The following is a 23,687-nucleotide window of genomic DNA, read 5'->3' on the forward strand; positions in this document are numbered from 1 at the left end:
CAAACGACAACGAACTGGATGTTTTTTTATTATCCCAGCACCAAATACATTTTCTTATCAATTAAGTAAGAAGCATAAACCAACCTCTAACCAAGGTATTTAATAAACAAACAATTAACTGTTCTTAATGCAAAACAACTGCACAAAGAATTAATATTAACCAAACTTAACCCAAATCGAATGTGTAAAATTCTACGCTTTGCCTCTAGGCCTTGCTGTTTCCAAAAATCTCCTATAGATACAGCTTTTGCTATAGCATTTAATTTAAAATAAAAACTTAATAAAACTAATCAAATGGTTAAAATCATTACAAGCATTTTCTTTGCCTTGTTGCTATCTTTTTTTGGTTTTCAAAACGCCAAGGCGAATCCTTTAAAAATTGCCTTTTCAACTCAACTTCAAGTAGAAAATAAACTAGTTGTTGCTATTGATACCAATAAGAAAAAAAAGCTAGCGAAGGATTCTAGTGCTATAGATACCTTAAAAAATAAGGGACTAGAGAAGGGCACCGGATTTAATTTTCAATATCAAGGAAATAAAGATTCTCTACGAGTAGGAGCATCAAGAGCTGTTCCAAATCTTTCCTTACAACAGATGTTAAAAGGTAACATTGCGGGTGTATATGTTCAAGAAACTACCGGAGAACCTGGAACAGAACAAAGTATGATCATACAAGGAACTTCCAGTCCAATTTTTACAAAAAAAGATATTTACAGCGTGCAACCTGCTATTTATCTAAATGGTGTTTATTTAGTGCAAGACAATCCATTTGCCTATGATGTGCAAAAATACGATTATAACAGAATCGGACCAGCAACGAATTTATTGGCAAACATAGATGTAGATAACATTCAATCTATTGAAGTTATAAAAGACCCTATTTCTTTAGCCAAATTAGGCCCAAATGCCGCTAATGGTGCTATTTGGATTACTACAAAACTAGCTAAAAGCGGTTTAAGAGAAATTAGTTTAAATTCATACGTTGGCATTGTACCTGCAAATAATGCACAAACAGTAAATGGCGTGTTCGAGAATAATTTTCGTGCTCCGTTTTATAAAAAATATGCAAGCCCAACAAATTATGATAATTATGCTAGTTTCTTAAGAGATTCTACTAACCTTGATTATTTCGGTAAATCAAATTGGAATGATCTATATTATAAGAATGCACAAATTTATGGGGTTAACTTAGGAATTACCGGAGGTAATGAACGTGCAAACTTTAGGTTTTATGGAACTGGTATGAAAAGTGCCAGCAATGCTGATGAAACTTCTTTAAGTAAATACAACGCTTATTTCGCAATTAATATGATGCCATTTAAGTGGATGACTGTTTCCAGTTTCTTAAATGCATCGAGGATGGATAGAGATAGAAATAGAAGTTTACGTGATCGTTTTGCAGAAGTAAGGTACTTGCCCGATTTTTCTAATCCATTATCTCCTAATAAAGATAACTACCAGTTGTTTTTAAATGAATATTCAAAAGTTGTTGATGACAATAGAAACAATTTACTAAATGGTTCATTGGCAGTTAATTTTAAATTGATGCCGAAATTAAATTTCAATACCGCAGTTGTATTTGATTATAATGAGGGTTTAAGAGATGCTTTTTATCCTACGACTTTAATGGACGGAGTTAATTATGTATCTGGTTTTTTTGGTTATAATCAACGTTTTGGTATTAATAATTTATTAAGCTATCAATACGATCTTAATAAAGATCACTCATTTGATTTTCAATTGGGACAATCTTTACAAGCTGATGCTTATAAGTATAATTATGCAAGAGGATATAATGGAAACAGCGATTATATTAAAATCAATGTAGTTAAAGGAGATCCAAAGAATACCGATCCTGGTTACCTAAATGCTATTGATAACTTTTACTTATTTAGGTATAGTGATAAAATGGAAAATGGTTTGGTCTCATTTTTTGGTGCTGCAAAATATAGATATAAAGACCTACTTAGTTTTGGAGCTATTTTAAGAAGAGATGGTTCATCAAATGGACAACCAAATAACCGTTGGATTACCACACCTGCTTTCAGTGCAGATTGGAACTTAAAAAATCAGATCTTAAGCAACAACAAATTTTTTAATCAATTTACCCTAGGTGCGTCATGGGCTAGATCGGCTAAGATATTTTTAGATGATCGTTTTGCGGCTGGGCCGCAGTATCGTACCGAATATGGTTGGAATGAAGAACCAACTATACCAACATTTGGTGGCTTCCAAGGAATTTCTCGTCCTTATAATACAGGATGGGTAGGTTATGGTGTAACCTTACCTTACTCAGATCGCTTAAATATTTCAGCATCCTCAACAATGTTAAAAAATAGATTAAGTACAGCTATAACTTTTTATAGTCGTAATGATAAAAATCAACTCTTAAATATTCCATTATCCGCAGAAAGTGGATATGCAAGCATTTATAAAAATGGAATGGCTATTAACAATAAAGGTATTGATTTAATATTAACAGGTAATGTCCTTCAGAATGAAAAGTCATTGAATTGGACTTCTGCAATTAATTTAAACTATAACAGAAACGAATTAACAGCATTACCTGATGGCTTAAACGAACTTGTAATAGGTAATAATAAATTAAAAGTAGGACAATCAGTAGGTGCTTATTGGTTGTATACCAATAATGGTATTTACAATTCTGACTCTGAAATACCAGCTAATCCAACAACATCGCAAAAGTTAACCTTTAATGGTCTAGCATTGAAAGCTGGTGATCCTAAATGGGTTGATTATAATGGTGATTTTAATATTACAGATGCTGATAAACAATTTATTGGGAATAGGATGCCAAAATTTATTGGTGGATGGATGAATGATTTTAGCTATAAAAATTTCGAATTGAACTTTCACATCTTTTTTGCACTTGGACAAAAAGCAATCAATCAGTTTGATGCCGCTAGATATGATTTTGCCAATAGAGAATCTGCAAGTGATATTAACTCTGTAAAAGAAATTACCAGCTGGGAAACTAGTGATAATTTAAAAAGTTATCCAATATATAATGTTTGGAGTAATGTAATTCCTTATCGTACCGATCAAGATTTGTTTTTAGAAAGTGCTTCTTATGTAAAACTGCGTTCAGTAACATTAGGCTATGATTTAACCAAAACTAAATTTATTACTAATGCAAAATTGGGATTCAGAAGAGCCTACTTATACCTAACAGGAAGCAATTTACTTACCGTAACAAACTTTTCGGGTAAAGACCCAGAGCTAATCAATTATAACGGTAATTATGATGGTACCAGTTTACCTATTGCCAGAACTTTCACATTAGGTTTAAAATTAGATTTATAGGAGCGCAAATTATTATGATAACATTAAAATATAAACGCGTTAAATTAAATAAGTTTTTAATTACGCTGTCATTAATCTCTCTCATCACTACTAATTTTTCTTGTAAGAAAGTACTTGATGTTCAATCAACAAGATTGGCTGCTGAAGAAAACTTATGGAAAAATCAAGAAGATGCAAAGGGAGCATTGATTGGAATGTACACTTTAATGCGTACAGCAATGGTAGCTGATAATACCCACTGGCTAATGGGAGATTTGAGACAGGGAGATTTTGTTTCTACCAACCGTTCTGATTTAAAAGCCATTATTGATGGACAATTGAATGCTTCTTACCCACTGCTAAATAATATTTCAAACTGGAGAAGATTTTATTCAGTTATAAATGCTGCAAGTTTATTTATTGAGCGTTCTCGTGAGATTGTTGCTAAAGACCCACGCTATACACCAATTAATAACCAAGTAGATGTGGCTCAAGCTAGGGCACTTAGAGCATTTGCTTACTTTTACATGGTTCGTATTTGGGGAGACGTACCTTTGTTGATCACCTCACATGATGGTGACTTTAATACGCACCCACGTACATCTAAAGATAAAGTTTTAGCATTTGCTACATCAGAATTGTTATTAGCGATCAAAGTGTTACCATTTAGATATGGTGGTTCAGATCCAATTTTTCCAGGTTTATATTACGGAAGTAGTTGGACTACATGGAATGGTGTATTGCTAACAAAGTTATCTGCTTATGCTATTTTAGCACATATTGCAGCTTGGCAAAACAATTATTTAGATTGCGAAGTTTACACAAAATTCTTTGTAGATAATACTTCGCAACTTAATGGTGATGGGAGTTTTGGTGTAAAATTCATTACAACAGATGAACTAACAGAAAATGTTAATGGCTATAGTCCATTTGCATTTAAACGTGCCGTACAAATTGTAGGTTTTGGTTTTGAATATGGTAATGGTGAAGCTACAGCCAATGGTCACTTAGAACAATTAACATTAGCCAAACCATTAATCCTAAAAGAATATCCGGAAATTTTTGTGCCTAAAGATACTATTAGAAAGGCCTTTACAGATTCAGAAGATTTACGTTTTAGCGTTGATCCATTAACTAATCTTAATCGTACCAATTACTTTACTAATTACAGTAGCGAACGTCCAATTTTTAGTAAAATTAAAGTAATAAATGCTGCACAAACTAGTGGTAATCTAGCCTTTTTCTCTTCAGCAGTATTGTTTACGCGGATTGAAGAAATTACTTTACTAAGGGCAGAGGCATTAGCAGTTTTAGGCTTACGTAATGATGCTATTAATGCCTTAAATCAAGCAGCAGGCTTAAGAGGAACAGCTCCGTATTTATCAAGCTCAACGACAGATTTGGTAGATGCAATTTTTGCCGAGCGTAGAAGAGAATTGATGGGAGAAGGTTGGCGCTGGTATGATCTGGTTAGGTACAACAAAATTAAAAATAATGCAGCGTTTAGAGCATTAATTGATAGAGATGGAATTTATTGGCCTGTATCAAGAGATATCTTAAATGCCAATTCTCAAATTAAACAAAATCCATATTGGAATTAGTGGTATCAATCATTTAAAATAAGATGATCAAAAGAAATAGAAAATTATTGCAGTGGCCAATCATGTTATTGGTTTTAATAGGCACAGCCCTTACTGCTTGTAAAAAAGATTCAGAATATTACGATTACAAAAACGATGTAAAAGAATTTAATGGTACAGTATTGCAATATTTGCAAGCCCAGCCAGCAAATACCTTTGATTCGCTCTTGTTAGTTTTAAACAGACTTCCCGATTTGAAGGATACCTTAACTAACAATAATATAACTTTTTTCGCACCAACAAATGCTAGTTTTCAGGCTGTTGTTAAAAACTTAAACATTTTAAGAAAAAGTCAAGGTAAAACACCTTTGTATTTGAAAGATTGTAATCCATTAGCATTACATATTCTTACCACAAGTTATATTATAAGAGGTGCTAGAACTATTGATGCTTATGCTCCATTTGTTGATGGTGCTTTATATACTAGTGTGTTTTATAACTATCCAATGCATATTCAATATGATAAATTGAATGCATCTGGCTTTGTACAAGGTGGCCCGCAATCTATAATTTTCAGCGATCCAAAGAACAGTATTTTCGAAAAATATTGGCAAAGAACTACCACAAATGCTGTAAATATTAAAGCCAAAAATGGTGTAATTAACATATTGGCACCACTACACGATTATGGCTTCAACGAATTTGTAGAATTGGTTAATCAATAAGATTTAAAGAAATGAACAATAAAAAATATTTATTATTAGTAGCCTTGATGCTTTTAAGCATCACATTTATTACTGCTTGTAAAAAGAATTTACCCGATGTAAGGCTATCATTAGGTAGTGATTCTCAGTTTACAACCACTATTTATCAGCCCTTTTTAGGCCGTAATACCTTGTTTTCGGACAACTTCTTTATTGGAAGTTCTTCAGTACCGCTTGATTTTAAAATAGTAAACATGCGTAGGTTTACAGGAGAACCTGCTCCAGAATTATTAGAATATTTCCCTGTTCAAGTTTGGAAATCAGCTTATGATGGAACTGAAAAATCTCTTGCAGAAATTGAAGCTAAACGTAAAATAGAAAATCATCAGCTATTTGAAATCCGTGAGCATTCTGGTCAGTTCTTAATGTGGAATAAAGCTAATTCTAATTTTGTAAAGGCTCAGCCAGACTCTGGTTATGTGTTTGACGTTGAGGTGTCTAATTCTGGTGGTCGTCGCTATTTTAAGGATTTGAAATTGCGTCCTTTTAAAGAACGCCCTTTTGAGCCTTCAAACTTAAATCCAACTACTGGTCAGGCAATAAGTACAGGGGTATTTCCTTCTATTATGAGTAGTATTAGAGGTGAAAAAACAGGAAGATTTTTAAACCCTTTAGATATAGAAGTACAGTTTAAAAAGAACAACGCTCCAGGAAATTCTCTTTCTTTCAAGTTTTTAGATACCCTACAACAAGTTATCGATCCTAATAAGTTTGCTGCTACAGAATGGACTAATCTATTACATGGCTTTAACATGATTAAGAATAGCGATTCGGTAAAATTTGATGTGGCTTATCCTATTCCTCTTGCAGCCTATCCTACAAAATATACTACCCCAACAGGGCAGCAGGCCAAGGCTATTTTTAGATATGACCGTCAAGGTTTTGGGAATATAAGAGAAAGCGCATTGATCGGAATGAACTTTAACATTTTCGAACAGGGTAATTGGACGATTATATTTTGGTTTAAGACAGAACGCCCCAAATTCATAAATGATTAATAAAATAAACCTGAAAGAAATTAATTTATCGAAGATGAGATATATTTACATATTTGCTTTTTTATGTCTGTTTCTAGGCATGAATCAAGAATTAAAGGCCCAAACTAAAAAGACGGTTACTGGTACAGTTTCCGACAACCAAGGAGGTATTCCGAATGTGAATATCCTTCAGGATAGAAAAGCTATAGGGGTTACTGATTCAGAGGGTCAATTTTCTGTTTCTGTTCTTGATAATGCAGTTTTAGAGTTCTCTTATATTGGCTATAAAACCGTAAAGGTGAGTGTAGCAGGAAAAACTAAACTTAGCATTAAATTAGAAAATGATAACAATAACCTAAAAGAAATAACGATTTCTGGTTACGTAAATAAAACCAAAGAGACATCAGTAGGTTCTAGTGTTAAAATTTCTGGTAAAGATTTACAAGCAGTTCCAGTAGCAAGTATTACAGATATGCTACAAGGTAAAGTGGCTGGATTAAATATTCAACAGAATACTGGTTCACCTGGTATGCGAGGTTCTATGGCCATTCGTGGATTATCCAGCACCAGTATTACAGGTTCAGGTAATCAAGCATATTTGCAGCCTACTTCGCCATTATTTGTGGTTGATGGGGTGCCTATTGATGATAATCAGAACTTTAGCTATGGTTTTCAATCTGCTGGCCCTGGCGTAAGTCCAATTTCATTAATTCCCCAACAAGACGTAGAAAGCATTGAAGTACTAAAAGATGCTTCCGCAACTGCTTTATATGGTTCTCGTGGTGCTTACGGAGTTATATTAATTACCACTAAAAGAGGTAATTCGAAAATACCAGTAGTAACTTATAATGGACAGTTCTTTGTAAGTGCAGTACCAAAATTACGCTCAGTTATAGGTGGTATTGATGAGCGTGATTTGCGTATAGCTCAAATATTATCTAGCGATACCAGTTATTATCATGCATTAGGTTTAATTAACGGAACGTCGTTTATAGCTGATAGTTTAAATGCTTATTACAATAATTCAACTGATTGGCAATCTTATTTCTATAGAACGACTTACAATCAAACACATAACTTAAACATTTCAGGTGGCGACCAAGCCTTTAACTATAAAGTGAACCTTGGTTATTACGATCAAAAAGGGATTCAAGAAAACACAGGCTTTAACAGATCTAACTTGAGAATGAACATGCAATACATGCCTAACCAAAAGTTTAAACTTTATGCTACCATTAACGGCGCATTAGGTAAGCAACAGAAAGGAAGTGGTAATGGGTTATTCAATACAGGTATTGCTACTGGTGGAGCATCATCATCATTACTGCCCTCACCATCTCAATATTCAGCAACTAACTCTGTTTTAGGAGCGGTAACTACCGATAACGATAATAAAACAGTTGATTTAAATAGTACAATTGAGATAAAGTACGAAATCCTTAAAAATCTGAGCATAACCTCAAATTTTAATTATACCTTTTTTACAGGTACAGAAGATAATTTTTTACCAGCTTCAATTAATGGGGATCGATCTTCATTATATGCCTATAATAGTGTAAAGAATGTAGTTTACAATAGAAACTTACTACAGTATGTTTATGCAATTAAAGATAACAAAGGAGAAGATGCACATAACTTTTTAGCGTATGTATTTAATGAAACTAATGCTGCTAATTTCAAGGCAGATGTAATTAAAAATAACAAAGTTGTAAATGACTATTTAAGAGGGCCAATTGTTGGAGTTGATGATTATGAAACTTCACTGGGTGGTACACTTGATAACTTTTATCAAACACGTTCGGTAGCATTTGCGGGAAGTTTTCAGTATAACTACAAGAGGAGATATATATTAGATGCTACTTATCGATTAGATGGTAACTCGTCAAATGGTCCAGATGCAGGTTATACCAAAAGCCCATCAATTGGTGTTAGATGGAATATTGGTAATGAACCATTCTTAGCTAAGCAAGCAGAAAAATGGTTAGATTATGCCTCTATTCGATTAACTTATGGTACAGTATTACAACCTAGTGGTGATGTTTACGATGTATATGGAAAATATTTATCTCTTGGCAACTACAATGGTTCACAAACAGTTGGTATTTCAAATGGCAGAGCTCCAAATACAAATTTACAACCAGCAAAAAATACTACCTATAATTTTGCATTTGATTTCGGGATATTAAAAAATAGAATATTTGGTACGTTTGAGGCTTATTATAAACAAACAGATAATTTGTTTGATAAAAAGCCATTAGCTAATATTAATGGTTTTAGTGAAATTACTACCAATGAAGAAGCTATTGTAAATATTGGATATGAAGCAAGTTTAACAGGAAGTCTTTTACCAAACTCTAGTAAAGCAAGATTTACAGTAAGTGTAAATGGTGCCATTAATCATGATTACTTAGCTGCTTTACCTAATGGTGTACGTCAATTTATATATGTTGATCCAGCTACTGGACAATCTATACTAAAAAGAGTAGGTTCAAATGCCTTAGCTAACTTTATCTACAATACCAAAGGGGTTTATGCCAATAATGGTGATGTGCCAGTAGATCCTTTAACTGGTTTAAGATATAGAGCTCGTAATAGCGATGGTTCTTTAGGTGGGGTATTAAACTATTTTAAAGCAGGCGACCCGAGATATACAGATTTAAATGGAGATTACATACTTGACGCATCTGATCTAGTTGATGCGGGTAATTCTCAAATCCGTTTTAGTGGAGGTGTCACTTTAGACTTCAGATACAAAAATTTCAGTGTCCAAGTGCAGGGTACTGGAATTTTGGGTAGAGATATATTAAACAATGCTTTAGCTTCTCAATTTCAAGCATTTAATAACCCTTTAGCATTAAATGGTTTAGTGCCGATAACTGAATATGATATATGGAAAAATGCAGGACAAAACGCAACTTATCCAAATCCTTATGATTATTTGAGAAGTGGTATTGTTAATCCATATCGTTTTGCTCAAACACTATTTCAAGAAGATGGATCATATTTTAAGCTTAACTACATCTCTTTAGGTTATACCTTAAACCAGAAATTTACTAGTCGTTATGGAATGAATAGGGTAGTACTTGGAGGAACAGTAAATAATGTTTTTATGATAACTAATTATTCTGGTCCAAATCCGGAAAATGTAACTGCATTAGGTAGAGATTATTCTGGTGGTTACCCAAATCCAAGAACATTCATACTTAATTTAAACATCGAGTTTTAATTTTTCAATTATATTCTAATGAAAAAATATACAATTATACTTTTAGCAGTTTTAACTTTCTCTAGCGTTGGCTGTAAAAAGTTCTTAAACATTGTGCCAACAGATGCACTTTCAGGTAACAATTATTGGCAAACCCAAAAAGATGTAGAAACCTTTACAAATGGTATGTATGCCAAATTACGAACAAAGTTAAATGCTGGTTTTATTACTTTAGCAGATATGCGTTCGGCACCAATTAGTACCACAGAGGGCACTTATGGTAGCTATTTGAGCACAAATGATTTAAAAGGTTTACAAAATAATTCAACACCAACGGTATGGAACGGAGAAAAATATGTGCCACAATGGAACAATGGCTGGACTTGGGGAAACATGACCAAGTGGAAACCATTTTATGACATTATTGCTTCGGCGAATTTACTTTACAAACAAATAGACGCAGTACCTGCTGGTGTATTGAGTGAAGCAGAAATAAAACGATATAAAGCAGAAGCTGTATTTATGCGCAACCTGTGCTATTTTTTCTTGGTTCGTTTATACGGAGATGTACCCTATAATACAGATGCACTAACTACCAACGCTTTACCTAGAACACCAATGGTAAAAGTACTAAACAACTGTATTGCAGATTTAGAAGCAGTAAAAGGAGATTTACCATGGACTTATGCAAATCCATCTTTAGTTGGGGTAAGAGCAATGCGAGGTGGAGCTATTGCTTTATTAATGCACATGCATATGTGGGCTGCAGGTTTTGATTCTGAAACTAATAAACCAACTTATTATGCAGCAGTAAAGAGATTAGGTGTAGAGATAAGTAGTTCAACAGATTATGGTTTAATGACTTACACTCAAGAAGACAGTAAACGATTATTTAAAGGACGTACAAAAGAGAGCTTGTTTGAGATTTTTCAAAGTTTTAATAATGGAGAGAGCTTTTCTGTTTATGCTAATCTTGGATATGTTTTAAGTCATTATCCTTATTTAGGGCAACAAACATTTACTACTAGTAGAGGTTTTTACCTGAAAACTTGGATGGATAAAATCTATAGTGATGGAGAACCTGATGCTAGAAAAGAACTTTGGTTCGAAAATAGAACAGTTAATAACAATACTTTCCAGTTTAAAAAGTTCGCAAATGTATTTGTAAATGGTATAACTGTACAAAATGATGATGACCTGATAATTTTCCGTTTATCAGATGCTTATTTGCTTGCCGCAGAAGCATCAGCAGAACTAGGGGAAGACAATGAAGCTAAAATTTATTTGAATAAAGTTAGAAATCGCGCAAACGCAACACCTATTGGGTCTACTGGAGAAAAATTAAAAGAAGATATCTATCACGAACGTGTAAGAGAATTGATGGGCGAAGGTCATTACTACTATGATTTAGTTCGAACCAAGAGAATATGTGATCCTGAATATTGTTTAGCGCCAATTTCGGTAACAAGCTTTAATGCAGGTGCTTGGACATGGCCAATTGATGAATCTGCATTAATAGAAAATCCTAGTATGACTTTAAATAATTATTGGAGATAACAAGATGAAGAAATTAACTATAAAGGCAATTATTTTATTTGCTATAAGCATCACTTTATTCACAGCTTGCCAAAAAGACAAATATTTTTTTGACAGCGGCACACAAAAAGGCACGTTTAATGGAAGTATTTTAGCCTTTTTAAAATCGAAGCCAGTGTACTTTGATACCTTAACCAAGGTAATTGAAATTGGTGGTATGAATGAGGTGTTAGATAAACAAAATGTAACTTTTTTTGCACCAACAAGTTCTTCAATTTATAAATCTGTTAAAGGCCTTAATGAATATCTTAAACAGAATGGTAGAGATACGGTTGCGAAATTAGAGCAGATTAAGCCAGGGGCTTGGAAAGAACTCTTATCACAATACATTTTTAAGGGATCCAATAAGCTTAAAGATTATCCTCAAATAGATACATTAAATATGGCTGCATTCCCGGGCCAAGGTTATACATCTATGAGTGGTAGAACCATGAATATAGGAGTGCGTTTTAATGATGCTGTATCATATGAGGATGGTGTAGAAAAATCAAGGATTAAATATGCGGGTTATCGTCAACTATTTATCGCTTACATTCCAAATTATGCAGATCCTAAAGTAGGATTAATCCATATCCCTGTTGCCAGTTCTGATATTTCACCAACAAATGGAGTTATACATGTATTAGCGCAAGAAGCTGATTACTATAATGGCACACAAAACGTTTGGAAGAGTAAACACAATTTTGGTTTTAGTACCGACTTGTTTATCAATACAGTTTTATCATATGGTATTTTACCTGTAACTCCTTAATTGTTAAAAGATTAATTATATGCGAAATATGTTTAATAATTACAAAAATAGAATCCACTTAAATCATATACTGGTGCTATTGATAGCCTTAGTCATCTATTCATGCAAAAAGGGAGATGTGATTGGTGAAGATCCTTATGCTGGTGGGAAACAACCACTGGGTATAAAGTTTGATAATACCTTGCCTGATCCAGCTTTAGCTACACAAGGTTCAGAAGTAACGGTTTTCGTAAGAGGTGTAAAGAAATTTGAAAACGATTATAAGCTTTATGTAAATGAAATTGAAGCAAAAGTTCTGAAGTTAACCGATACTACAGCGCTAATAGTAGTGCCTGATAATGCAAGTACAGGTGGTTTATCAATTGTTACTAAAGAACAAACTTTCTTTGGCCCTGTGCTTAAGATAGAAGGGAAGGTAAGTATAGACGAATCCTTCCAAACTAATGGAGCCAGCTATCGTGACAATAACTCAAACAACAATAATGCAGCTATAAATGATATTACCGCATTAGCAAATGGTAACTTCTTTGTAGGTGGTTCGTTCAATAATTTTGACAACAGGTGGACTGAGAAAATTCCAAATGGAGGAATAGCGCAAATAGACCTTAATGGAAGTTATGTTGCTCCGGTAACTAATGATGCTAGTTCTGTTAATTTTGGTAAGGGAGCTAATGGTGTATTAACTAATGTAACTCGTTTAACTAATGGTGTTCACAGCGGAAAATATATTATCTCAGGTATCTTTAGTAGCTTCAATTCTACCCGTCCGAACCGCTTTAATATTAATAGTATAACAAGATTAAACAGCAATGGCACACTTGATAGTACTATTATAGATGTAATTAATCCAACACCTAATGATTTAAAGAAAAATAGAGATACCGTACCAACTTTTAATGGTGGAGTAGATGGTTTTATTAGAAAATCATTTGTATTCGGTAATCGCTTATATATAGTAGGTGGTTTTAATAATTATGTGAGACGCTTTTATGAAAGGTCTACTTATGACACTAAAGTACTAGATGTAGTACGGATGAACCAAATGGCTTGTTTAAAAATTAATGAGGCTAATCCTGTTGATGAGGGAAGTTTGGATTTAACTTTTCATTATAATTCTGCAACTAAACAAAGCCCAATTGCAGGCAATGGTAATATCAATGATGCAATTCAACAACCAGATGGAAAACTGATTTTAGTAGGGGCATTTACCACATTTAATGGTTTACCAGCCAATCATATAGTTCGTATTAATTTAGATGGGTCGGTAGACCAGAGTTTTAGTGTAGGTAAGGGCGCAGATGATGACATCACCTCTATTACCTATAATGCAACCACCAATAAAATTATGGTTGCAGGCTTATTTAAGAATTTCAATAACAGCAGCAAACAAGGAGTAGCAATGCTAGAGTTAGATGGAAGCTTAACACCTACTTTTAATTTTGGTACAGTTACTACAGGAATACCAAATTTTGCTGGTCAGCTAAATAGCGGTAAAATTATTGTTTCTGGTAGCTTTAAAACCTATAACGGAGTAATTCGTCAAGGCTTTATGATTATAAATGCCGATGGATCTTTAGCTGCTGGATATAACAATACAGGACAGTTTGTAGGCTCTATACATAAAATGATTGAAACAACTTCTGGTACTAATACCAAAGTTACATTAGTAGGCTTGATTTCAAGATTCGATAATCGAACTTTTAGAAGCATACTTCGTATTACTTTAAAAAATTAACACATAAAATATTTGTTATGAAAACGCTAAATAAAAAGCATCAATTAATAGTAATAAATAGCTTGGGTATCATCTGTTTGCTGCTGCTATTAATGTTCCTCCCATCTTGTAATAAAGATTTTCCTAATACCTTGAGGACGGAATACCCTGGTGATACCACTGATATTAAAGAAGGTAAACGTAAGGTATTATACTTGATATTAGATGGAGTAAGAGGAAACGCAGTAAGCTCATTACTTCCAAAGAATATTAGTTTGGTAGCTCGTAATTCTATTTATACTTATGATGGTTTAAGTGATTACCAAGCCAATACAATTACCAATGCTGCTGGTTGGGCTAATATGACTACTGGCGTAAACGGTGAGAAACATAAAATCACTTCAGAAAGTTTTACAGGAAGTGACTTGGTTAGCTATCCTACACTGTTTACTAGATTAAAAGCTGCAAATCCAAGATATAGAACTATATCTATTGCAGTTAGTACTGCATTTAATACAAATTTGGCAATTGATGCCACAGAAAAACAAACATTAACGACAGACTTAGCTGTAAAAGATGCATTAATTAGTGAGTTAAAAACTAAAGATGCAGATTTAATTGTAGGTCAATTCCATTCGGCAGAAGTAGAAGGTGCTGCTAATGGTTATGAAACCACCAATACAGCATATACTGCAGCTATTACCACATTAGATGGATATATTGGAAACATCATGAATGAGTTAAAGGCTAGACCAAATTTCATTAAAGAGAATTGGTTGGTAGTTATTGCTTCTAATAAGGGTGGTGTTGCTGTAACTCTTCCAGGTAGCAGTGATCTTGGGGCTTATGGAGATCCTACAAGAAATAATTTTATTATTTACTACAACCCTAAATTTTCTACTCAACCTCTATCCAGACCAGATGCAAATTCATTTCCATATGTTGGTTTTGGGCCAAGGTTTCAAGCTACAACTACGTCAAGCGGGAGTGCTACATTAAACAATACTGCTATTGGTAATTTTGGAACCACGGGTGAATTTACCTTTATGTTTAAAATGAGGAATGATGCAAGTTCTCCTAATTATTACCCAGCTTTTTTAGGCAAGAGAGCTAATTTCAATAGCGTTGATGGATTGGGCTGGGGCTTCTTATTTGGTGCAGATGATTACCAATTGGATTGGGGTGGTAGTCCACGCCCTGGTGGCGGTAAAGTACGTGATGGGGTATGGCATAGTATAGCTTTTAAGATTTTTACCTTAAGTGGCACGAGATATTTGGCTTTATTTACAGACGGTGTAAAAAAGACAGCTAATCTTAACATCAATAGTAAAAATGTTAACAATTCAGCAGCGTTAAGAATTGGAGCTAATCTTGCAGGAAACGATAGTGAACTGACTAACATAATCATTAAAGATGTAGCCTTATTTAATGTAGCCATGTCTGATGCGGAGCTCTCAACTAATATGAGAAAGGAATTAACCAATTTAAATCCATTTTTTGGTAATCTAATAGGATGGTGGCCTGGTAATGAAGCTTCTGGAAATACTATTGTCGATTTTTCCGGGAAAGGCAACAATTTTATAACTAATGCTGATGTAACAAGAGCTTCTTTCGAAGATCTTTCTCCAAATGTTAGCCCTTTAATTTCAACCGCAAGTTACCGGGTGGTAATAAATAGTGTAGATATACCAACACAAATTTACCAGTGGATGGGTATCGCACCAACAGCTAATTGGAAGTTGGACGGTAAGGTTTGGAAATTATTATATACCGACGTAAGAAATAATTAACGATATGAAATCAATAAGATTTATAAGCTTTACTACGATTGTAGCAGTCTTATGCAGTTTAACTGCTTGCAAAAAATATGGTGTTGAAGTGCCTGATGGTTACGATGATGCATCGGGCAACCAGAATAATGTAACGGTTGATACTAATATGAAAAATATTGATCGTTCTGGCTATGCCAAAGCTCGTTTATTCCCTGGCTTAGTAGATCAAGCAGAACCTCGTGTTCAAAATAAAGAGTTTACGCTTGATTTAAATTTTGCCAACCAAACAGCAGCCAATTTACGTATACAGGTAGCTCCAGAACCACAGTTTAGCACAGGCTATTATGCAGCTCCAGGAGAGTTGATTAAAATTATTGTACCAGCTGGGGTAAATGGCCTGAGCATGCAAATTGGTGGACATACGGATAATTTATCTGGTAAATCACCTTTGCTTCGCGACCCAATAATTTATAGTGTAAAAGCTTTATATCCTGGTGTAAATTATATGCGAAATATTTATGGTGGTACAATTTATATCCACGCTAGTTTTGCTATTCTACAACCAGTAAAATTTGTCATTTCTGGGGCAGTAGTTTCACCAGATTTTATATTAGGTGTAGATACAGATGCAGATTGGGTAACTAAAGTAAAAGCATCAAATGTGCCTTGGTTAGAATTTAGAGCTAAACGAGTGATCTTTTTGATACCTAAAGATAAGGTAATGGCTACTTTTAGCTCTAGTGAACCATTAACTAATCCAACGGCTGTTATGACCAAATGGAATGAGGTTTTTGATCTTGATTACAATGCATGGATGGGCTTATCTGACAATTCAGCTGATTTAGTAGATCGAAGCCCACAAGGGCCATGGAGAGGCGTGTTGGATATTCAACTTACTAATGGCTATGGTCATTCTGGCTTTCCGTTTGTAGGTACAAATGATAGCGAATGGTTCAAGGGCTTTACCAGCCTTAAAGGTGTTACAACTAGTATAGGTATGTGGGGGAGTTACCATGAATTTGGCCACAACTGTCAACAGCCTAACGTTTGGAGTTGGAGTACCTTAGGGGAAACTACCAATAACCTCTTTAACTTTAAAGTTGCTAATCGTATTAAGGCCGATTATACCAAATTACATCCTTCAGTAACTAGCGGTCTTCCATTGGCTATTGCGTGGGCTACATCTGCTATTGGTACCCGTAATTTTGACAATACTGCAGATGCTGTGTTGGGAGAAGATCCATTTATGCGCATGACACCTTTTGTGCAAATTTTTGAATTATATGGCTATGGGGCTATGACTAAATTATATACTGAAGCCCGCCATGCTCAACGTTTTTCAATTAACGATATTGATAAACATGATTTTGTATATGAAAAATTTTCTGAATATTGTCAAGTTGATTTAATTCCATTTTTTGAGGCTTGGGGTATTGTTGTTAGCCCATTGTCTCAAGCAAAAATTGGAGCTAAATTTCCTTTGTTGGCAAAACAAATTTGGACCTATAATCCACTTACAAAGACAGGTGGAACAGGTAATATTGTTTATACTACCTCAGTAGTCTCGGCTAGTTCTCCTGCGCAAGAAGGTTCAACAGCAAACTTAATTGATAATAACCCTGCAACTTATTATCATTCTCAATATTCAAATCCAACGCCAGCACAAACTTATCCATTTACATTTATTTTTAACGCTGGAGCAAATATGCCGATTAAAGGAATGTACTTTAATGGAAGGGCTACAGGGAGGGCAGGTGATGCAAAATCAATTGAAATTTTTAGCAGTAGAGATAATATTACTTATACGAGTATAGGTAAAACAACTTTGCCTAACTCTGCCAATAGATACGAGTACATATTTCCAAATGGGAATGTTAATGCCAAGTATTTTAAAGTACTTGTGACAAATGGATATACCACTAATCCTTATGTAGTATTTGGGGAAATGAATTTAATTAAGCCTTAGTTAAAAAGAATATGAAATTACATCTTAATATTAAACAGGTATTACCTCTGATAGCGTTAATCGCAATTATTTACAGTAGCTGTAAAAAATATGATAATCCTCCTCCAGTTTTTGAAGAACCAATAACTAGGAGTACTATTCAACGAAGAGTCATGGTCATCAGTATTGATGGATTAACGGGATCTGAGTTAAGAACAATTGCACCACCTGCTATACAAGGTTTAAGAAAAACATCAAAATATACTTATGATGTATTACGTGGCTCTGTAGCTAATGATGTAGCTTCTTGGGCTTCAATGGTCAACGGAGTAAGTTATACTAAACATCAAATAAAAAATGATGACTTTTTACCTACACCAAAAGAAAATTCGCATGAGGCACCTGGAGCTTATCGTAATGCATTCGATTATATATTGCAATATAAATCCTTAAAAACAGTAATTGTAACACCATGGGCTAATCTTCGAAATTATTTACGTATTGCTGATATTGCTCCAATTGTAAGTACCGATGCTGCAGTAAAAGATTCGGTAGTCAATATTTTAAATACTCAAACGCAACTAGGAGCAATCGTAGTAAATTTTAGAGATGTGCAGGCTGCTGGAGATAATGGTGGTTTCGTAGCTACAAATCCAAATTACAAAAATGCTGTTATAAAGGCAGATGAATATGTGGGTAATATTGTAACTGCAATAAAAGCCAGAAAAAGTTATGCCAATGAAGATTGGCTAATTATTGTAACAACTAACCATGGAGGAAGCAATCTTGATCCTAAACCTGGGTTTTTAATTGCATATAATAAAAACCTAAAGGAAGAAGAGGCTAAAAAAAGTGGATTTAATTCAGTGAATTTTACATCTGAGTCAATTAATGCAACCGTTCCAAATGATAATGGTCTTTACGACTTTGGTGCTGATAAAGACTTTACCGTTCAGATGGATACTAAATTTAATGTTGCTTCTTATTACCCTCAGTTTTTAGGAAAAAGCACTCCTCTTGATGCAAGTTTCACTGGTTGGTTTTGGATGCAAGAGGGAGGTAATCAGTGGAATTTAGAGTTTGGTGGAGTAAAAAATGGAGGGGCTGGCAAACAGCAATTAGGAATTCCTGTAAATTTAACCTCTGGCTGGCATACTTTAACTATGACCGTTAAATATGTCAATGCAACAACCAGAACAGCATCTGCTTACGTAGATGGAGTTTTTAAAAACTCATATAATGTGAGCAATGTTAAAAATATCAATACTAATGAACTTCTACGTATAGGCGCTAGGGGTAATTCATCAGACTTTTATGCAGCTAACTTAGAAATTTTTAATGTAGCCTTAGATGCCGCAACAATTTTAGCAAATAAAGATTTAAAAGACATTACTAAACACCCTAATTACAACAATTTGATAGGTTATTGGCCACTAGATGAAGGAACTGAAGGTGTTTTCGGAAATAAAGCACCTGGAGCTGGTTACAATATGTTGATAGCAGGTAATTTTAAATGGAATTCTTTAGGTACTGATGTACCTGCAACTGTAACAGCTGATACAAACGCTAGTGGAAAATCAATTGTATTGACACCTACAGCAGTAGGTGCAACCATGTTATATTGGTTAAACATTAATATTTTGCCAGAATTTGGTATAGATGGTAATCCTTTTTTAAACCAATTTGAAATTGAATTCATAAAATAATAAATAGTAGTTAATTGCTTGTACCTTTTGCCACTTTTGGTGGCAAAAGGTTTTTGCTTGCTAAGCTTTAGTATCGACTCTCACAGATTTTTTTCGCAGCTATATAAAACTAAATGCTGAACTCAAATCGATATTTAATTACTGTTTATTCAGTCACACACCTAATAAGTACACCTATGTTTCAAGAAATCTTAGCTAGCTATGGTTTTCAATACGATAATTTTAAGATAGAGCCCCATGGTTCTGGACTCATTAACCACACTTGGAAAATTTCTGGTCAAGAAAATGACTATTTATTGCAAAGAATAAACGTTAATGTCTTTAAAGAGCCTACCCATATAGATGAAAACCTTTTTGAGTTAAGAAAATACCTGGATCAACATGCACCAGATTACTTATTCGTTTCGCCATTGGCTAACCTAAAAAAAGAAACATTAGTGGTTGTTGATGGAGAATACTTTAGGATATTTCCTTTTATCAAAAATTCTACTTCAATAGATGTTGTAGAAAATACAGAAGACGCTTATCAAGCTGCAAAACAATTCGGGAAATTTTCTAAGAAATTTCATGCATTTGATACCAGTAAACTCAAGTTTACCCTTGTTGATTTTCATAATCTTACCTTACGGATCAATCAATTTAAGCAAGCTTTAAAAAGTGCCAATAGACAAAGACTATATGCAGCTGCCGAAGAAATAGAAGAAGTGGTTAAGCATTATGGTATAGAAAAAAAATATACTGAGATTATTAATAATGGCGACCTTAAAAAAAGGGTAATTCACCATGATACAAAAATTAACAATGTATTATTTAGTAACCAAACTGGTAAAGGAATCTGTGTAATTGATCTTGATACGGTAATGCCAGGTTATTATATTAGTGATGTTGGTGACATGATGAGGACTTACTTATCAGAAGCTAATGAAGAAGAAAAAGATTTAACAAAAATTGCTGTGAGAGAAGGTGTATTCTCTGCTATTTATCGTGGTTATATGGAGCAGATGGAAGAAGTACTCTCTATACCAGAAAAGGAGCAGTTTATTTTTAGTGGTAAGTTTATGATTTTTATGCAGGCCATCAGGTTTTTGACAGATTTTTTAAATAACGATGTTTATTACCATACAACCTACCCAGAGCATAACTTAATTAGAGCTAAAAATCAGTTGCAGCTTTTAAAATCGTACTTATTATCAGAACATAGCTTCAGAAAAATTTTGCAAGAAACATTAGTATAATAAGAGAAAGGTAACTGAACTTGTATCATTGTAAGTCTCAATTCTTATAATTTAGATTAGAATTTCCCTAGGCAATCAAGCTGTCGAAGAATACAAATTCTTCGACAGGCTCAGTATGGTAATAGGTGTGATTATTAGCACAAAATTAACCTTGCAAATTGAGTAGCTATTATTCAATAAATTGTTATTGTTACAAATTGGTATAATGTGGTACGTTATATTTGCAATAAGACAAGTTGTAAAGCTTGTGGTTACCGTATCGCTATTAACTGTAATTTTGGAAATTCGTTAAATAACAATATACAATGAAAATAAAACAAGCCTTTTTGGTTGGTATTGGTTGTATAATTTTATTGCTATCAATTTTAAGTTGTCAGCATAAAGAAAAAAGTCACAAAGTAAACCCCAAAACTACTATTGCCACAGCAAAACTGCCCAAGAGTTGTTGTACCAGTAAAACGCCTTCACGTTTTGCCACTGTATTATCAACAACCAAGACCAAATCTTTAGCAGATAGTCTTGGATATAAAAGTAAAAGGTAGTTGCTATGAAAAATATATACACCAGCATTTTACATTATTCTAGCCTTATTTTGTTGCTGGCTTCCTGTAACCAATTGTCAAAACCAGGTGCAGAAATAGAAGATACTCCACAACAAAACCCTAAACAAGAAATTACTTTTAGCGGAGATACTTCAAAAACTGGGATGGTGTATATTCCAGGCGGAACTTATATGATGGGAGGTGACAATGCCCAAGCTTCGGCAGATGAGCTTCCAAAGCATGAGGTAACAGTTTCTTCATTTTGGATGGATGAGCACGAAGTAACCAATGCTCAATTTGCTCAATTTGTAAAGGCAACTGGTTATATTACAACTGCCGAACAGAAACCAGATTGGGAAGAACTTAAAAAACAATTGCCACCAGGAACGCCCAAACCGGCAGATAGTCTTCTTGTACCTTCATCTTTGGTTTTTACACCTCCAACTCATCTGGTAGAATTAAATGATTACGGGCAATGGTGGAGTTGGGTGCCCGGCGCCAGTTGGAAACATCCAAATGGTAAAGGAAGTGGTATTGCTGGAACAGAAAACTATCCAGTTATCCAGGTGAGCTGGGATGACGCAATGGCCTATTGTAAGTGGGTTGGTAAGCGTTTACCTACCGAAGCTGAATGGGAATATGCGGCCCGAGGTGGTCTAAAAAACAACATTTATCCATGGGGTAATGAATCAATAAACACTGGTAAACCTAAAGCAAATTCATGGGACGGCAGCTTTCCAGATAAAAATACAAAACGTGATGGCTATGTAAACCTAGCCCCGGTTAAATCTTTCGATCCAAACGGATACAAGCTTTATGACATGGCGGGTAATGTATGGGAGTGGTGTTCAGATTGGTATAGAGATGATTATTATAAAATATTAGCGCAACAGAGAAACACAAACAATCCAAAAGGGCCTTCAGATAGCCATGACCCAGACGAGCCTTTAATCCAAAAAAAGGTAATACGAGGTGGTTCTTTTATGTGTAATGAAAGTTATTGTTCTGGCTATAGAACTGCTCGAAGAATGAAAAGTAGCTACGATTCTGGTATGAGTAATTTAGGCTTTAGGTGCGTTAGCACTAACTAATTTAACTTACATACACACTTCTAAAGCTGTCTCTTATCAGTTGCTTAAAAACGTTAGTCAAACCATTAGCTTGAGAGATTGTTGCTACATAACACATATACATGCTGTAATGAAAAAAATAATTTATTTGCTTTCCTGTTTGTTGTTGGTTTCTTGCAGTCAAGAGCAATCGCCAGTTAAAAATACTATCCCAATAAAAACAGCTACAAAAGACAAACCTGTCTTAAATAATAGCCTAAACAAGGTAGTTCCTATTCCTAAATCCGTAGTAGAAATTAAGCAGAGTTATACCGCCACGATAAATAAATTGAAAAATGGCGTACTCGATTCTATAACTCTTAAATACAATTGCAATAACGAGAGGAGTGGTACTATTGTTTACTTTTCTGAAAATGGTAAACTTTTAATGATTAAGCACAATTACAATGAATACGATCACCATTCGGCAACCGATCAATATTTTTTAAACGACAAGACATTGTATTTCGCCTACCTTAACAGGCTGTCGTGGAGCTTTGTTTCTGGAGCAACTGCAGAAGGAGCAACAAAAGATGATATTACCGAACAACGACTATACATTGTAGATAACCAAGCTATCCAATGTCTCGAAAAAAAGTATAGCATCTTTTCTCAAGCTACAAATAACCCTAAACCAAATGCGGTACCGAACAAGCTGGTAAACTGTAAACCTCTAAAACCAATAATAAGTGAGTTTAATAAACTATTGGCCTTTCAGCATAACTCAAAAAAAGGCTGTTTAGAAAAATAAACCATTCGTGTTCCTGCCTACAACATTATTATTTCATTTCACCACAACAATTAGTGCAGTTGCTTGTTTTAAAAGCTCAATAGATTAGTTATGGATACCAACAACGAATTTAACCATAGGGAAACCCAAGGGGAAAACCGAGAAAATCAATTCAGAATTGAAGTGGCAGATGGCAATCAAGCGAAATTCTTTTCCATTAGGCCATTGGGCAACGGACGCTATGAAATAATAGATGACGATGGTACTATAGGAACCATCCAACTTGATGAAACAGATCATGCCAGGTGCGAAAGCCAAGGTTGTGAATTAGATTTGCCTTTGCTACATTCTATCAGAGATCAAATTCAATTCCATCAACAGTTAAAGAGCAATACACAAGAGCCTTAAAGACTGAATTTCATTTGCAGTAAAATTAACAGTTATGAAAGAAGACAACAAAATAGTAACCCCTGTAGTTATTCAAGAAAGTGACATCAAGGGTGAAAAGATTATTTTTGATATCCTCATTAAACAAAAGTTAGCACATGTTATTGTGGTTAAAGAAGCACAACACTATCATATCAACCTAAACGGTGAAGATTTGGGTAGTTTTTCTAAAGATGAGGGTGGAAAAGTTAACCGTTACGGACAACCAAGGGGTGCTGCTGATGATTACGAAGATTATTTTAAACCAATTGAGGCGAAACTTAATGAGCTGAACAAATAGATCTAATTTTAACCCACATTATTCAAGCAAA

General features: G+C 34.3%; 17 protein-coding genes. All 17 read left to right on the forward strand.

The features are described from left to right. The first annotated feature begins 294 nt into the window (after positions 1-294). Positions 295-3,324, forward strand: a complete 3,030-nt coding sequence (locus FA048_RS06900; RefSeq protein WP_136839511.1) for a SusC/RagA family TonB-linked outer membrane protein — start codon at positions 295-297, stop codon at positions 3,322-3,324. 14 nt (positions 3,325-3,338) lie between these two features. Further along, positions 3,339-4,904, forward strand: a complete 1,566-nt coding sequence (locus FA048_RS06905; RefSeq protein ID WP_136839512.1) for a RagB/SusD family nutrient uptake outer membrane protein — start codon at positions 3,339-3,341, stop codon at positions 4,902-4,904. Between the two features lie 23 nt (positions 4,905-4,927). Then, positions 4,928-5,608: a fasciclin domain-containing protein gene (locus tag FA048_RS06910; protein ID WP_225872501.1), complete on the forward strand. Its 681-nt coding sequence runs from the start codon at positions 4,928-4,930 to the stop codon at positions 5,606-5,608. A gap of 11 nt (positions 5,609-5,619) precedes the next feature. Beyond that, positions 5,620-6,645, forward strand: coding sequence for a DUF5007 domain-containing protein (locus FA048_RS06915; RefSeq protein WP_136839513.1), 1,026 nt, complete (start codon positions 5,620-5,622; stop codon positions 6,643-6,645). Positions 6,646-6,724: 79 nt separating this feature from the next. After that, the gene (locus tag FA048_RS06920) at positions 6,725-9,850 is read left to right on the forward strand and encodes a SusC/RagA family TonB-linked outer membrane protein (RefSeq protein ID WP_205943447.1); all 3,126 of its coding nucleotides are present in this window, start codon (positions 6,725-6,727) and stop codon (positions 9,848-9,850) included. Between the two features lie 18 nt (positions 9,851-9,868). Continuing rightward, positions 9,869-11,386 carry a RagB/SusD family nutrient uptake outer membrane protein gene (locus tag FA048_RS06925; RefSeq protein WP_225872502.1) on the forward strand — a complete coding sequence of 506 codons (1,518 nt, stop codon included), beginning with the start codon at positions 9,869-9,871 and terminating at the stop codon, positions 11,384-11,386. 4 nt (positions 11,387-11,390) lie between these two features. Further along, the gene (locus FA048_RS06930; protein ID WP_136839515.1) at positions 11,391-12,176 is read left to right on the forward strand and encodes a fasciclin domain-containing protein; all 786 of its coding nucleotides are present in this window, start codon (positions 11,391-11,393) and stop codon (positions 12,174-12,176) included. 28 nt (positions 12,177-12,204) lie between these two features. Next, positions 12,205-13,911: a DUF5008 domain-containing protein gene (locus FA048_RS06935; protein WP_169306826.1), complete on the forward strand. Its 1,707-nt coding sequence runs from the start codon at positions 12,205-12,207 to the stop codon at positions 13,909-13,911. A gap of 17 nt (positions 13,912-13,928) precedes the next feature. Beyond that, complete coding sequence (locus tag FA048_RS06940; RefSeq protein WP_136839517.1) at positions 13,929-15,680, forward strand: DUF4983 domain-containing protein; 1,752 nt, start codon at positions 13,929-13,931, stop codon at positions 15,678-15,680. Positions 15,681-15,684: 4 nt separating this feature from the next. After that, positions 15,685-17,628, forward strand: coding sequence for a M60 family metallopeptidase (locus FA048_RS06945; RefSeq protein WP_136839518.1), 1,944 nt, complete (start codon positions 15,685-15,687; stop codon positions 17,626-17,628). A gap of 11 nt (positions 17,629-17,639) precedes the next feature. Further along, positions 17,640-19,313: a LamG-like jellyroll fold domain-containing protein gene (locus FA048_RS06950; protein WP_136839519.1), complete on the forward strand. Its 1,674-nt coding sequence runs from the start codon at positions 17,640-17,642 to the stop codon at positions 19,311-19,313. Positions 19,314-19,489: 176 nt separating this feature from the next. Beyond that, positions 19,490-20,548 carry a phosphotransferase enzyme family protein gene (locus FA048_RS06955; protein WP_136839520.1) on the forward strand — a complete coding sequence of 353 codons (1,059 nt, stop codon included), beginning with the start codon at positions 19,490-19,492 and terminating at the stop codon, positions 20,546-20,548. Between the two features lie 305 nt (positions 20,549-20,853). Then, positions 20,854-21,090 (forward strand): hypothetical protein, encoded by a 237-nt coding sequence (locus FA048_RS06960; RefSeq protein ID WP_136839521.1) that lies wholly within the window; start codon positions 20,854-20,856, stop codon positions 21,088-21,090. 5 nt (positions 21,091-21,095) lie between these two features. Then, a complete protein-coding gene (locus FA048_RS06965; RefSeq protein ID WP_136839522.1) occupies positions 21,096-22,181 on the forward strand; it encodes a formylglycine-generating enzyme family protein in 1,086 nt (361 codons plus the stop codon). A 109-nt stretch (positions 22,182-22,290) separates the two neighbouring features. Then, complete coding sequence (locus tag FA048_RS06970) at positions 22,291-22,950, forward strand: hypothetical protein (RefSeq protein WP_136839523.1); 660 nt, start codon at positions 22,291-22,293, stop codon at positions 22,948-22,950. A gap of 90 nt (positions 22,951-23,040) precedes the next feature. After that, on the forward strand, positions 23,041-23,337 hold the full coding sequence (locus FA048_RS06975) for a hypothetical protein (RefSeq protein WP_136839524.1): 297 nt from the start codon (positions 23,041-23,043) through the stop codon (positions 23,335-23,337). Positions 23,338-23,371: 34 nt separating this feature from the next. Further along, the gene (locus tag FA048_RS06980; protein ID WP_136839525.1) at positions 23,372-23,656 is read left to right on the forward strand and encodes a hypothetical protein; all 285 of its coding nucleotides are present in this window, start codon (positions 23,372-23,374) and stop codon (positions 23,654-23,656) included. Positions 23,657-23,687: the final 31 nt, after the last annotated feature.

Source organism: Pedobacter polaris, assembly GCF_005116505.1.
Classification (GTDB): domain Bacteria; phylum Bacteroidota; class Bacteroidia; order Sphingobacteriales; family Sphingobacteriaceae; genus Pedobacter; species Pedobacter polaris.